We start from the raw sequence: 14,123 nt of genomic DNA on the forward strand, positions 1-14,123 counted from the left end.
CGTGCCTACCGAGCCGTTAGCAGTCCACCCGCTGACCTTCCTCCTCCAGACGCGCGGGTGGGGCAAGGCCGAATTCGCCCGGCTCATGCAGGAGCACGGGAGGAAGCTCGGTCTCCCGCTCGCAACCAACCGGACGACTGTATGGAAATGGGCACAGGGCCAGGAGCCGGACGCGGACGCCCAGCGCGTCCTCGCAGACCTGCTGGGCGTGCCGTACGAGCAGGCGCGCGCGGAGGGGTGGCCCCGCTGGCTCCCCGTCTGGGAGGTGACCGGGCTCACCGCCCCGTGGACGGAGGCCGGTACCGTCGAGGCGTTGTCCGATCTGGTCGGGAGTGGACGGATGGATCGCAGAGGCTTCCTCACCATCACGGGAGCCGCCCTGAACAGTCTTGCGGCGAGCTGGGTGGAGGCGCCCTCCGCCATGGCCGCGGCGCTCAACGGTGACCGGGTCACGGACACGATGGTCTCGACGATCGAGCAGCGCATCAGTACTCTCCGCACACTCGACGACCAGCTCGGCGGTGCTCGACTGCTGGAACAGGCGCGAGGCGACCTGGCTCTGGTCACCGGTCTCCTCGGCGGTGGCCGTTACACCGACGCGGTCAGGATCCGGCTGTACGCGCTGGCGGCCCGGGTGTCGCACCTGACCGGTTGGATGGCCTACGACGCCGGCCTACGTTCCGCGGGCCAGCGCTACTACGTCGGCGCCCTGCGCAGTGCCCGCACCACCGGCGACGACGCCTTCGGCGCTTTCATCCTCGCGGAGATGGGGGTGCACGTCTCCGAGGCGGGACGCACCGCCGAGCGTGTCGGTCTCGTCTCGACCGCAATCGACAATGCGCCACACTCCCTGTCGCCCTGCACCCGGTCGTTCCTCTACCTGCACAAGGCGGAGGCCCTCTCACGAGACGGCGCGCACCGCGAGGCGGGCACGGCCCTCAACCGTGCCACCTCGCTGTGGGAGCACAGGGGGACGGACGACAACCCCGACTGGCTCGACTGGTTCGGTGAGGCACAGCTGCGGTCGACCGAGGGGAAGGTGCTGTTGCGTTCGGGGCAGCTGGAGCGCGCGACCAGTTCCCTGGAGACTTCCGTGACGAAAGCTGCTCCCCGGGACAAGGCGGTACGGTCGAGCCGTCTCGCCGAGGCGCGGCTCGCCGGCGGTGACCTGGAGGGGGCATTGGACGCCGCGAACTACGGCGCCGCGCTCCTGGAGGACAGCGTCAGCTCCATTCGGGCCCTGGACCGCCTCAGAGAGTTCTCCACGAAGCTGGAGCCACACAGGTCAGTACCCTCCGTCCGCGAGTTCCGCGAACGGTTACTGGAACTGTCCGTCGCCGCCTGAGGTCGACTACTTGACCACCGGGGAAGAGCCGGTCTCCGTGAGGACGGCTGCGAGACTGCCAGGATGGCCGACATGACGATGATCTACGGCGAGGTGGCACCCGGATTCGAGCCGGTACGGGCGGCGTTCGCGGAGAACTTCACCCGGCACGGCGACCTCGGCGCGGCGGTGTGCGTGTACAGGAACGGCCACCCGGTGGTGGACTTGTGGGGAGGCGTGGCCGACGCCCAAACCGGCCGTCCCTGGACGCGGGACACGCTACAACTGGTCTATTCGGCGACCAAGGGGGCGACCGCTACCGCCGTTCACATGCTGGTCGAGCGCGGAGCGCTCGACCTGGACGCACCCGTCGCGAAGTACTGGCCGGAGTTCGCCGCGAACGGCAAGGCGGACATCCCCGTGCGCTGGCTCCTGTCCCACCAGGCCGGCCTGGTCGCGCTGGATCACCCAGTGCCGTTGAAGGAGGCGCTGGCCTGGCACCCGATGGCGGAGGCACTGGCCGCTCAACGCCCCCTTTGGACTCCGGGTACGGCGCACGGCTACCACGGCCGGACCTGGGGCTGGCTGGTCGGCGAGGTGATCCGACGAGTATCCGGTCGCTCGCCGGGACGCTTCTTCGCCGACGAGATCGCGGCTCCACTGGGCTTGGACTTCTTCATCGGCCTGCCCGCCGGCGAACGCGACCGAGTCAGCCGCATGGCGTACCAGCGGCCAGACGTCGATCTCACCACCTTGCCCGCCGAGTCGGTCCCCGAAGAACTCCGCGAACAGGTCGCCGCCTGGCGGGACCCGAACTCATTCAGCAACCGGGCCTACGCGGTCACCGACCCAGCCGCGATCGACTTCGACTCACCGGAGGTACAGGCCGCGGAGCTCCCGGCCTCCAATGGCATCGGTACGGCCCGCGCGCTTGCCCGCATGTACGCCGCGCTGATCGGTGAGGTGGGCGGCGTGCGCCTGTTCTCCTCGGCCGTCCTGGCGTCGGCGGCCGAGGAGCAGGCCGGCGGGAAAGATCAGGTCATGCTGATTCCCAGCCGCTTCAGCGCCGGGTACATGCTGCCCACCGAGAGCAACCCGATGCTGGGGTCAAGCTCATTCGGCCACACGGGTCGAGGAGGGTCGCTCGCCTTCGCCGATCCGGAGCACGATGTCGGCTTCGGGTATGCGATGAACAACATCGTCGGGGGCATCGACGATGTGCGTGCGTCCTCCCTGGTCGAGACGGTGCGCGAGGCTCTCGCGTAGTCGGTCGGCGTCCCTGGCGGTGAGACCGCGGGAGATTCTTCGGGCATCCGCTTGGCCACCCGGGACGATGGACGCCAGGCACCGCCCTTCGACCCGACCTGCGTCAGCCGGGCATCGCCGTAGCGCGCCCGTCTGCCGCCGGCGGGAACCTCCGAGAGCCTCGGCCCCGGAGCAAGCACACCGCTCTGTCAGTACCCGCCGCTACTGTCGTGATGACGCATAAGGGAGCGAGTCCAGGGAGAGGGCCGGCTGTGGGTGGGAAGCTGCGGGTGGGACAGGTCTACCGTTACGCGAGCGGCAAGGACCCGAAGCCGGAGTCGCTCGACGGCTTCCCGAACTTCCACCACGTGACGCACTCGTCGGGCCACAAACGGGCTCTTCTGGAAGCCGGCATCAACGGGATGGCCAAGGTCTCCACCCCCGACGGCATACGGCGCCCGGCGATCCTCATCCGCTCCAGTCCCTGGAAGGCCGGCACCGAGCAGACGCCTTGGCACGACGTCTTCGACATGGACAACGGCCACGTCCGCTATTTCGGCGATCACAAGGCCGGTTCGAGCGTTCCGCCCGGCACGACCACCGGCAACGCCGCCCTACTCGACGCCTTCACCGACCACCAGGGGCGTACCGCCGATGAACGAGCCGCCGCCACGCCGCTGCTGCTGTTCCGCGCAGTGCCCCGGAACGGCAAGCCAAAGGGCCATGTGGCGTTCTGTGGGCTCGGCGTCATCGAGCGGACCGAACGGTTGGTGCAATGGGGAGGCCGCGAGCACACCCCGTTCGTGAACTACGTCTACGACATCGCCCTCATCGACCTGACCTCCGAGGACGACACGGTCGACTGGGAATGGATCGGGGCCCGCAGGGACAAGGGCGTGTCCCACGCTCAAGCACTCGACCTCGCGCCACGGGCATGGCGGGAGTGGGTCAAGCACGGTTCCTCGGCCCTCCCGGGACTGCGTCGCCGGGTCGCCCGGGCTCAGGTGGCCAAGGTGCGTGATCAGCGCCCGAAGCCAGGCAGTGGTGAAGCGGCGGACCTGGAAACGATCTACAAGTACTTCGACGGCCGCAAGCACGACTTCGAGGCTCTGGCCGCCGCGGTGGCGGCTCGTGTACTGCGTGGGGCGGGTCACGGGTACGTGGAAGGCTGGCTCACACGTCGGTCGGGTGACGGCGGAGCCGATTTCGTCGGACGTCTCGACCTCGGCGGCGGAAGCGGCCTGGCGGGCACGAGCCTCGTCGTGCTCGGGCAGGCGAAGTGCGTCAAACCCGACACACTCATCACGGCGGAGCAGATCGCCCGGGTGGTAGCCCGGCTCCGACGCGGGTGGATCGGGGTCTACGTCACCACCGGCGCCTACTCCGAGTCGGCACAGACCGAGATGGTGGAGGATCAGTATCCGATCATCCTCCTCAACGGCACGAGCCTGGTCGCGGAACTGCGGAGCATGGCCAGGGACGACCACGGCGGCGACCTGGCGGCGTGCATCGAGCACGTCCTCGCCGGACGGGAGGTCGCGATCACGAACCGACGCCCCGAGGAAATCCTGCTGCAGTAGCCGGCCACCGGCCGTCCTTACGCACGGTGAACCCCGGCAGCTCTTCTTCCAGGGTGAACGCGCCTGACGGCACTCGGGGATTCACCCTCCGGCCACCACGGACAGCGACTCCCGGAACACGCCTTCCAGCTCCTCGTCGAGTACTTCCGCCGGCAGCGAGTCGAAGGAGATGAAGGCGTTGAGCCTGAGCACACGCATGAGGAAATCGCGGAGTACCCGCCTCTCCGCGTTGGGCGGAACGTCGAGCGCTTGCCACACCCTGACGATCGCCCGCACCAGATGCGGGCTCCCGCCGATCGAGGTGCGTCGGGCGTAGATCTGGTCGAAGTCCGACTCGTTGAGCACGGACAACGAGGCGTAGAGGTCCTCCCTCCCTCCGTCCTCGTCGTACAGAAGGTGTGCTCGCCACCACAGCCGGCCGAAGACGTGGCGTGTGACGTCGGTCCCCAGCACCCGGTCGCGATGCAGGTCCGCGAATCTCCACGCGGACACGTCCGGCAGGACGACGAGGGAGAGGAAGGCCCAGAGGTCACCCGCGACCGCCTCCGCCGGAACGATGCCCGAGTCTCGGTGGAGGACCGTCGCCACGTCGATGTCGAAACCCGCCGCCTGCCTCCTGCCGGGTTTGGCGGGATAGCCGCGTTCGGTGGCGCACGCGAGCACCGCCTCGCGTAGGGAGCCGAGGCTCCGCTCGGGAAGACGGGACCCGCCGGTGGCCGCGTAGAACATGGCCGGGTGGGAGAGAGCCGAACGATCACGCAGATACTCGACGGAACGGTGTAGGCACTCCTCCCGGAGGTTGGCCGCGGCCGCGGGCAGAAGCCGCGGATACAGGTGGACCATCACGTTTCCTTGGAGAAGAGGCCGACGGCGTGCTGGATCTTCGCCGAGAAGAGCGCCGGATCAGTGCGACGTGTCATGCGCAGGGAGGTGAGGGATGTACCGGGGAGGAAGGTACGCAGAAGGCCGAGCAGTGTGTGACCGAGCGTGTCCGGCTCGAACCGGGACGAGTCCGTCAGCTCTTCGTCGGACACGGCCCGCTCGATCATCAGGCGGACGACGTCCTGTCGGACGGCGGACTGGATGAGCCGTTCCGCGTATGACGCCTTCTCCGCGCGGCGAAGCGCGTTGAGCACGACCGGCGTGCCGCTGTTCACGAGCAGCACGACGGCGCCCATCGTCGCCGCCTCCAGGTTCGGACCGACGTCGAGGTACCAGGGAGCGTTCTCCGGGTAGCCAGCACTCTTGAAGTCGACCACGGCCATGGGGAACTGCGACGCGTCGCCCTGCAGCCGCACCCCGGCCCGGTGCTGCCAGAGCACGGACCCCGCGCGTCGGGGGCCGGTCGGATCCGGATTGTCCAGGGCCTTCGCGAGAACCAGTTGGGTGTCGAGGGACAATCGGCCGCCGCTGTCGCGTCCGATCACGGTGAACGAGAGCTGTGCCGATCGGGTGCCCCCACCGTGCAGTGTGATTCGGTGGGCCAGTCGCCGGAGGCCGCTGCCGGTGGAACTCCAGATCGCGGAGAGGGCGAGCTCGGCCTCGTATGGGAGTCCGGCCGAAGCCCTGACTGCGTCGAGGTCGACCTCGACCACCGTCTCGAGGGACAGGTCTCTCTGGAAGTCCCAGTCGGGTATGAAGGAGGGCAGCGGAACGGCTTCCCCGTCCTCGGACTTGAGGGACCACTCGGACATCGTCACCGACCCGACGGCCGCGCTGCGATAGGGGTAGGCGCGACGATTCACCGATCGTCACCCCCTGCCTCGGCCACGACCGTCACCTCGGTCATGGTGTCGGGGGCTGGCCGGACGACCAGCGACCAGACCGTGCCGTCACCGCCCACCGTGTGCAACGAGGACCCGTCAGTCACGGGTCCGCTCCCCGCACGCCATCCCAGCACCGTGGGGATCGACGCTCCGATGGGCGGCTCCGTCTCGACACCGCGTCCATCGCCCAACGCGACGGCGGGGCGACCGTGGACGACGTAGGAGCCCGCGTCGGGCAGGGTGAATCGCTGGACGATGACGGCTTCACCCTCCACCACGTCGTGTTCGGGGGCTCCGTCGTACAGAACGCGCCTGCGATCGGAGGGGACGCTCGATCCTCCTCTGGGACCGGGGATCCCACCGGCTCCGGCTGGCCCTCCGGAGCCCCGTCCGGCGCCCGAGGAACCCCCCGGGGGCGTCGTACCCGCGGCGAAAACTGCCTCCGCCCCCTCCCCCGCCGTACCCGCCATGAGTCCAGCCATGAGTCGGCTCATCCCCGCGAGGGAGACGCCTTCGCCCGCCTCGTTCGCCACCCGGGCCGGCCCGGAAGCCTCCTTCATGGCGTCGTTGATCTTCCGGAGGGCGTGCTTGGCCAGGCGCTGGTCGTCGCCACTGAGCTTGTCCACCAACCAGGCGTCGTGCGATGCGGGCTCCGCCGCCGCGAAGATCCGGTCCACTGCGGCGTCGGCACGGAAGACCGCGGCGTAACCCCCGCTCTCCTCGAAGAAGGGGGGACCTTCGAGGTACTTCACCACCAGGTCGACCGGCCGCATGAGGCACGTGTGGTGAAGCCGGTCCCCGATACCCGCCTCCTGCGCCACCCGAGGGGGCCTTCCCTGAGGGGAGATGAACTTCCGCATACCGAGTCGGCCGAGGACGCGCCCCATGGACTTGTGCTCGACGAGACGGGTCATGTCGTCGTAGGCCCAGACGAACGGTCGCAGGTGGGGCACCTCCGACGGCCTGGGAACGGGGACGGCCAGGCCCTCGTGGTGGGCGGAGAAGCGCATGGGGGCGTCTCCTCCCTCCGGGAGCATCTTCGGCCAAAGGTTCCAGACCATCGCGTCGACGATCCACCTCATGGCCTCGGCGTCGTCGCGTTCGCCGAAGACCGGGTCGAGAATCGCGACGGAGGTCCCGGTGTCGCCGTCGGGGAGGGAGTTCAGGCCGAGACTTCCGGCGACCTCGTCCGCTTCATCCCCGACCAGCGGCTCGACGTAACCGCGGCGGACCCTTCCCCAGAAGTGGCGGCCGGTGAACGTCTTCGCACCGTCGTCGCCTTCCACGGTGTAGCTCTCGTGGACCGCCCACCCGATGAGTCGGGTCTCCAATCGGTCGTCCACCCGACAGCGCGTGTGCACGATCACCGTGTGCGATGCGGAGAGGAGGTGGAAAACCGCCTTCCCGAAACCGTAGGTGCCGCCACGGCCGGTGACCTTGCTGGAGCTGCCGGTCTTGCGGACGAACGACGCGAAGTCCGACTGCCCGGGAACCGCGACGTCGGCGCGGGTGGGTCCGCCCAGTCCCCTCGTCCCCGTGTCGGTCACGGTCAGGATGCGCGGGGCGGGACGTGCCAGCGAGGCCCGGAGCTTGAGGTGTCGAAGCTGAGGCGCGCCCGCGGCCAGGAGTTCGCGCCACACCGGAGCCTCACTGGGTCCGAGGGTGCGCAGTTCCACTCGGTAGTTCACCGGACCGTCCCCGGTTCGTGCGTCCCAGCTGTTCTGAGCCGACTCCCTCACCAGAAGTGTCAGCGGGTCGAGCTCGGTGCCGTCGAGGTTCTTCAAGGCACCCTCGGCCGTCCCTCCGCCGCCGGGGGCGTAGGGCTCGGACGACCAACGCGGGGATTCCGCGCTCATGGCGTCCACCCCAGCTCGTCGAGGAAGGCATCCACGGCCGCGTCGTCCAGCACCGGCGAGTGGACACCGGCCAGGTCGACGGTGTAGCGAACGTCCAGGAGTGCGTCGGGTACCGGCTCCGTCAGCGAAGCCGCCGTGAGGCGGGGGAAGGCCGCGTCGACCTCGTACCAACGTTCTTCAAGCGGTGACACGCGCAGTGCGCCTTCGTCGTCCGTCTGTCCGTGCCGATAGCCGACACGTGCCAGTCGAAGCCACAGCTCCGACTCGTCGTCGCACATCCGGGCCGCCTCCGCGGCGAGCTCACCGACGGTCTGCCCCCGTGGGCTCTTTTCGAACCGCTGCCAGGCCAGCATCAGACGACCGTCCTGCGGTGCCTCCAGCTGGTCGAGTCTGTGGACGTCGAAAGTCCTACGCTCCGAGGTCGTGTGCGTGCTCTTCACCTCCACGGCGCGGAGGCCGTCGGAGAAGTCGTGCCGTCCTCCCTCGGGGCCGGTCCACCACCTCACGGCGCCCGGGTCCTTGACGAGCAGGCGGAGGAGGACCGACAACTCGCCGATGAGGCCGATCTCCTGCGTCTCGGTGAGCGTGCGGGGTATGCCGCTGAAGAGCTGACGCCAACGGTTCACCACCGCCAGCGTAGTGCGGTAGGGCTGCCGCCCGTCCGCCTCCAGTGCCACGAGGACGTCGGCGCACAGCCCCGTGAAGACGTCGTCGAGATCCCTGCGGGTGCAGACGATATCCGCGAAACGTCCGTAGGTCTCGTCGTCCTGCAACGCCCGCTCCATGACGCGGAGTGTTCCGCCGATCCGCCCGGTGAGGATACGTCGACGTCCCCGGAGGGGGATCAGCAAGTGACGCAACGAGTCACCGTCGGTAGCCGCAGCGACCGCCCCGTGCTCGGTGACGACGGGGAGCGGAGAGGTCCTGAGAGCAGCTCCTGGGCCGAGTGGGGCGAGATCCAACTCGGCCCAGTGCCGGTCGAGCACACGCCGCAGATCGGCGCCCCCGCTCAACTGCCGTCCTCCTCGAAGAGCAACGACAGGTCTTCCTCCTCGTCGTCCTGTACGCGGGACAGGTCGGCGCTGTAGTACTCCACCTCACTGTCCTCACCCCGAGGCATCGGGAAGACCAGACCGACGCCGATCACGTGGTCGACGGCATCGAGCGGGGCACGCCTCTCGCGGTTCGTCGGTGACGGCGATAGAGCGTCGATCGGGTACAGGGTCAGCAACGCGGTGTCGGGCGCCTGCTCGCGCCTGGCGTTCTTCAGCGCCGCCTCGTTGATCTCCGTCAGCGCACCGAGGTCGAGATCGACGCCGGCATCGCGACGGCTCATCAGGGTCTTGATGTCGGCGGCGTCGCCTCCGCTCTCGCCGAGCTTCGCTCGGATGACGCGGTCCACGGCGAGCCCGGGGCCGAACTCGTACCGCTTTTCCGGATCATCGCTGAGCGGATTGCCGATGATCGCCACGTTCCAGCGCTTCAGCGAACCGCCGCCCCCGGACCGCACCCGACGCTCTACGTAACTGCGCAACAGACCCGCGTCGCACTCCAACGACTTGCCGTGGAAGCGGTATTCGTCGAGGAAGTCCAAGATGATGTCGTAGGGCACACCTCGGAGGATGTGCCTGCCCTGCATTCCGTTGTCCTGGTGTCGGGCTCCCGCCAATCGCAGGGAGCGGTCGACGAGGTCGTGGGCGGCCTGCCGGTTGGCCCGCAACCACTCGGCGTCCCGCGTACGGAAGTAGCGGGTCTGCACACGCTGCCCTCCGTACGCCGCACTCGCCTTCACCGCGTCCCGCATCTTGCCCGCCGCCGTGATACGGAGTGACGGGTGGGTCCGCATGCGGACGGCGAAGGTCCTGGGCGTCTTGTCCTCGACCATGTACACATCGATGTCCCGACGCATCTCCGACTCGACGGTGGCGATGTGCCTGAACCAGTCGCGCATCCCGTCCGTCATCCAGATGCGCGGCAGGTCTGCGTACCCTTCGCGGAAGCCGAACCAGCGGCCCATCTGCAGCAAAGAGTCGTACGTCGTGGCGTTTCGCACGAAGTAACTGACGGCGAGCCCTTCCAGGGTCAAGCCACGCGACAGAGTGTTGCCGCCCACGGCGATGGCGACGACCGGGCCGGCCTCGTAGTCCAATCGCTTCACGCTCTTCGAGTTGTCCAGGATGATGCGACAGTCGTCCACCACACCGGCCAGCAACGGAAGGAGAGCGTCGAAGGGAACGGGCGTCTCCCCGAGGTCCGGCTCGTTACCGGGGACACGGGCGATCTCGGCCTCCCAGAGCCGCCTCAGCTCCTCGAGCAGTTCCCCGTCCGCGGCATCGAGCCACCCCGTCGTCCGCTTGCGAAACGCCTCCAAGGGCCTTTCGAAGCTCTCGTGGACGACGGTGCTGACACTCGTGTGGATGAGCATCGTGGAGTGGGGAACCCCCGTACCACGCACCCGTCGGGCGGCCGTGACGAGCCAGAAGTACAGGACTGCCGTCCTCAAGGCACCGCTGATCTCGGGTACGAACCCCTCGATCTCGTCTCGTCCCGGTCGAACGAGGGGCACCTCCTCGTCAGGGACCGTGCGGATCATGTCGTATCCGTCCGGTACCTCCTGGGGGTCCTCGCCGTCCAAAGCGTCCCGGCCGAACAGAACCTCGGTGCCGAAGTGTCCGCATGGCTTCGGCAGATTGACGACGAAGTCCTCCGGATAGAGGTCCTTGGCGGCGGGGTCGATCAGCAGGTTGGCGAAGGGCGTGGCGGTGTAACCGACGTATCCCCCGCGGGGGAACAGATCGATGATCTCCCGGATCAGCGGATTGGTGCTACGTGACGCGACACTCGCCTGGTCGGCCTCATCGTCAATGATCAGTGTCGGGCAGTTGCGCAGGTAGTCGGGCGCCTTTTCCAACCACGCCTTGAGCTTCCGCAGCCTGGGCACGTTCTTCTTGATCACGCAAAGGACGTGCTGCTGACTCTTGTCGCCGAAGAAGGCCGCCGGGTTGCCCGCGGGAGGCTCGAAGTCCCCGACGCGACCGGTGAGCGGGTGCCACTGGTCTATCACCGGCTCCACGAGCTGCCGCTCGAGTCGGAGCTGGGTCTGCAATCGCAGCCCGTTGTGGACGCCGGCGAGGACGATGAAGAACTTGTATCCGGCGTCGGCCGCCTTCGCGATGAGCGCGGTGAAGTTGCTGGTCTTACCCGACTGCACGTAGCCGACGACCAGCCCTCTGGTAGAGAAGGCGCTCTCTAGGGGGTGGTCGAGCATAGAAACGACCTTGGTCGAAGCGGAGTCGAGGCCGCGCAGGCTGTCCTCGTCCCACGACTGTTTCGCCAGCAGGTTCCTGAGAGCGGGCCAGCACCTGTCGTCGTCCTGGGGGCCGACGTACCAAGTCTCACGGTTGTTCCGGACGACGGAACCGGGCTCCCGCTTCTCGCGGACGGCGATGGTCTCCTGCTGATGACGCTCCGCAATGCGCTTGGCGAGCTCGTCGGACATACCGAAGAGCTTGATCGTCGCCAACGCCTGTTCGGGCGTGTGCGTTTTGATCAGGCGCTTGAACGCCTCGTACTGATCCTCGAACTCCTGCAAGCCCCACCCCTCGGATACACGGCGTACCGCGATCGTAGGGGTGGCCTACAGGTCGACCGCCATACGAGCGGCGTCCGACCCGCGCGCCCGTCGGCCGCGGACGTCAGGTCGGCCACGGCCACCACCGCTCACCCTCCCCTAGGTGAATCAACGGCTGAGGCCTCGGCGTCGGTGTCCAATGAAACAAGTCTATATCCGCGCGCACCGGCATCCGGGCCCGGATGCGGGAAGTTCCCCGTACGGAGTCACCGAACGTTCTGCGCAGGACCGATCAGGCAGCCGCCGCCAGCTTTCGTCGCCGCTTCGGTGGACGGGGAGCTTTCACCGTGGTCGTTGCCTGAAGGTCCCGCTGAGCGAGTAGCAGCGGGGCGAGGTGCTCGGCGATGGCCCGTCCCAGGCCGACGGGCACGGCGTTACCGATCTGCCGTGCGATGTCGCTCCTGCTTCCGCACCATTGGAACGACTCCGGGAAGCCCTGCAGTCTGGCCGCTTCCAGGTGCGTGATGGGCCGATGCAGCCACGGGTGCAGGTAACGACCCTTCTCCGGTTTGAAGAACTCCGTACGGATGGTGACCGACGGCTTGTCTCGGTACAGTCGCCCCATGACGTCGGCCGAACCGCTCTTGTGCTTCTTCCAACAAGGCGCAAGCAACTCGAAGGGGATGTCGAACCGGTTTCCCCCCTCGGGAATGGAACGATAGCGCGCCATGGAGATCGGCTTTATGCCGTTTCGGCGTAGATGAAGCTCGTCCATACGGAACGGGCCGGCGATCTTACGCCCGTTCGCGGACACCTCGCGGGTGGGTAGATCGGTAGAGAGCTTCCGCAGCACGAGGTCGGAAATCGTCTGCCATACGGTGCGTTCGGGCCCGGCAGCCGGAGTAGGGATGAGCGCAGCCTGTAGTTCCATGTCCGTCAGATCATCGATTAGACGATTCGAGTCCGCGGCGGATCGTAGATCTCTACGGATTCCGACGACGATCGCACGAAAGCGTCGTTGCGGGACATCATAATCGGCAGCATTGAGGAGATCATCGTAGATGAAGTACTCAGAGAGAGCACCCCCATCACGCACTTCTCTGCGCAAAAGTTCGAATTCGGGAGAATTCCTGAAGGCGTCGACATTCTCCATAACAAAAGCCATCGGCCGGACGGTTGAAACCACATCCAGATAATGGCGCCAAAGCTGGTTGCGCGCATCGTTCGGATCTTGGTTTCCAAGCCTCGAAAACCCCTGGCAGGGCGGACCGCCCAACACGATGTCGGCGTCCGGGAGTCCTCCGGGCCTGTCGACCCAGTCCGCGATATCTCCTTGGTAGATATGCGCCCCGAACTTGTCCGTAAAGTTTACCGCGTACGTAGCCGCCGCTGCTCGATCGAGTTCGACAGCTGCGACGGGCCGGTACACCGTACGACCGCCGTACCTCGCGTCCACGAAGCCCTGCGTCAGCCCACCGCAGCCGGCGAAGAGGTCGATCGTCCTCAGCGGAGCGAGACAGGGATCCCCCGCCTCCACTTCGGAGGCGTCGACTTCATTGTGTGGTTGGCGCATTGGCGCACTGTAGCCGGCCACCAGGCCGGAAGGCAATCTCCCGACTCTACAGCTCAACAGCGTTTCGCGCCGGCCCCCAATCAGGTCCTTTCGGACTGCTCGATCAGGTCATGCAGCACCTTAAGCTCGAGGAGTGGACCTTGGGCACCCTTCACGCGGATCATCCGACGGCCCCGCGAGCCGACGGCGCACCTCTGCCGACCGCCCGCCCTCCCGCGCTTGGCGCCCAAGGGCCGACATGACGAGGACTGATCGCAAACGTGAACAGGATCGGGCCGCCGGAGGTCACGCCAAGCGTTTCGTGAGCGACGAGTCCGGCGTCAAAGTACCCGCCACCGTCGTCCTGACCGAGTCTCGAAGGACGGGGCACGTCGTCGCCAGACTCGAATGGGCTGTCGCAGGACGCAGACGCCGATACTTCCTCGGCGAAGTGGACCATCCCACCCGGAGTGCGAACCTTCGTGCCGCTTGGCTCCTGGCCGACGAAGCCGGGCTCCTGGTGGCGGAGGAGATAGGGAACTCCTGGGCCTCGTCGAGCGGTACCCGGGCGTCGATGCGCTCTAATCGAGCACGCGACACCAAGCCCGAGCTCAGGCTCCGCTCCTCTCTGCATCGGGAAGGGCTGCGCTTCAGGGTGAACGCCAGGCCGGTGGCCACGTTGCGCCGAACCGCGGATGTACTTTTCACCAAGCACAAGGTGGCGGTGTTCGTGGACGGCTGTTACTGGCACGGGTGCTCCACTCACCGGTCGATCCCATCGACGAACAGGGACTTCTGGGTGTCGAAGATCGAAGGCAACAAGAGCCGTGACAGAGAGACGGACCGCCTCCTGGTGGAACACGGCTGGTTCGTGGTCCGAGTCTGGGAGCACACGCCGATCGACGATGCGGCCGCCCTCGTACGACTCGGACTGGAGGAGTCCAAAGAAGAACGCACCGCCCGTGTGCTCAGAGCGGACGGCCGTTGAGTAGATCGTCCAGGGCGTCCACCTCCCTTCGCAGTACGATCCGCCCGTCTCCGTCGCTGTAGGCGAGGAGCCGGGCGCCGGGGGCCAGGCCGGCCTCGACGAGAATCCCCATGGGAAGTTCTACGGAGCCGTCCTCACGCACCAGGGCCTCAGCCGGTTCTCGGATCATGCCGCCAGGATCGCACGCCGCTCCCACCCCCGTTGTTCCTCCTGGGGCGGCAGGCGCATCCAGAGTGACCAG

Annotated in this window: 11 protein-coding genes; 4 read left to right on the forward strand and 7 right to left on the reverse strand. The window is 67.4% G+C overall.

Annotated elements, in window-relative coordinates; genetic code table 11:
- Position 1 precedes the first annotated feature (1 nt).
- From ACFIF2_RS03195 to ACFIF2_RS03205, 3 genes are all read left to right on the forward strand, one after another.
- Positions 2 to 1,345 (forward strand): transcriptional regulator, encoded by a 1,344-nt coding sequence (locus ACFIF2_RS03195; protein WP_395570903.1) that lies wholly within the window; start codon positions 2 to 4, stop codon positions 1,343 to 1,345.
- 72 nt (positions 1,346 to 1,417) lie between these two features.
- Positions 1,418 to 2,590 (forward strand): serine hydrolase domain-containing protein, encoded by a 1,173-nt coding sequence (locus ACFIF2_RS03200; RefSeq protein ID WP_395571042.1) that lies wholly within the window; start codon positions 1,418 to 1,420, stop codon positions 2,588 to 2,590.
- A 269-nt stretch (positions 2,591 to 2,859) separates the two neighbouring features.
- Complete coding sequence (locus ACFIF2_RS03205; RefSeq protein ID WP_308408017.1) at positions 2,860 to 4,149, forward strand: restriction endonuclease; 1,290 nt, start codon at positions 2,860 to 2,862, stop codon at positions 4,147 to 4,149.
- Between the two features lie 81 nt (positions 4,150 to 4,230).
- Here ACFIF2_RS03205 and ACFIF2_RS03210 read toward each other — a convergent pair whose 3' ends face one another.
- The 6 genes from ACFIF2_RS03210 to ACFIF2_RS03235 form a co-directional block, all read right to left on the reverse strand.
- Positions 4,231 to 4,992 carry a DUF6339 family protein gene (locus tag ACFIF2_RS03210; protein ID WP_395570904.1) on the reverse strand — a complete coding sequence of 254 codons (762 nt, stop codon included), beginning with the start codon at positions 4,990 to 4,992 and terminating at the stop codon, positions 4,231 to 4,233.
- The gene (locus ACFIF2_RS03215; RefSeq protein WP_395570905.1) at positions 4,992 to 5,894 is read right to left on the reverse strand and encodes a hypothetical protein; all 903 of its coding nucleotides are present in this window, start codon (positions 5,892 to 5,894) and stop codon (positions 4,992 to 4,994) included. The genes ACFIF2_RS03210 and ACFIF2_RS03215 overlap by 1 nt, the downstream gene beginning before the upstream one ends.
- On the reverse strand, positions 5,891 to 7,771 hold the full coding sequence (locus ACFIF2_RS03220; protein ID WP_395570906.1) for a hypothetical protein: 1,881 nt from the start codon (positions 7,769 to 7,771) through the stop codon (positions 5,891 to 5,893). The genes ACFIF2_RS03215 and ACFIF2_RS03220 overlap by 4 nt, the downstream gene beginning before the upstream one ends.
- The gene (locus ACFIF2_RS03225; protein WP_395571043.1) at positions 7,768 to 8,757 is read right to left on the reverse strand and encodes a PD-(D/E)XK motif protein; all 990 of its coding nucleotides are present in this window, start codon (positions 8,755 to 8,757) and stop codon (positions 7,768 to 7,770) included. The genes ACFIF2_RS03220 and ACFIF2_RS03225 overlap by 4 nt, the downstream gene beginning before the upstream one ends.
- A gap of 23 nt (positions 8,758 to 8,780) precedes the next feature.
- A complete protein-coding gene (locus ACFIF2_RS03230) occupies positions 8,781 to 11,363 on the reverse strand; it encodes a Z1 domain-containing protein (RefSeq protein WP_395570907.1) in 2,583 nt (860 codons plus the stop codon).
- Positions 11,364 to 11,634: 271 nt separating this feature from the next.
- Entirely contained in the window at positions 11,635 to 12,915 is a 1,281-nt protein-coding gene (locus tag ACFIF2_RS03235; protein ID WP_395570908.1) for a DNA cytosine methyltransferase, read from the reverse strand.
- 301 nt (positions 12,916 to 13,216) lie between these two features.
- On the opposite strand from ACFIF2_RS03235, the gene ACFIF2_RS03240 reads away from it, so the two are divergent.
- On the forward strand, positions 13,217 to 13,882 hold the full coding sequence (locus ACFIF2_RS03240; protein WP_395570909.1) for a very short patch repair endonuclease: 666 nt from the start codon (positions 13,217 to 13,219) through the stop codon (positions 13,880 to 13,882).
- On the opposite strand, the gene ACFIF2_RS03245 is transcribed toward ACFIF2_RS03240, so the two are convergent.
- The gene (locus ACFIF2_RS03245) at positions 13,863 to 14,051 is read right to left on the reverse strand and encodes a hypothetical protein (protein ID WP_032767136.1); all 189 of its coding nucleotides are present in this window, start codon (positions 14,049 to 14,051) and stop codon (positions 13,863 to 13,865) included. The genes ACFIF2_RS03240 and ACFIF2_RS03245 overlap by 20 nt on opposite strands.
- Between the last annotated feature and the right edge of the window lie 72 nt (positions 14,052 to 14,123).

The sequence above is a fragment of the Streptomyces sp. BK79 genome (assembly GCF_044142145.1).
Lineage (GTDB): Bacteria > Actinomycetota > Actinomycetes > Streptomycetales > Streptomycetaceae > Streptomyces.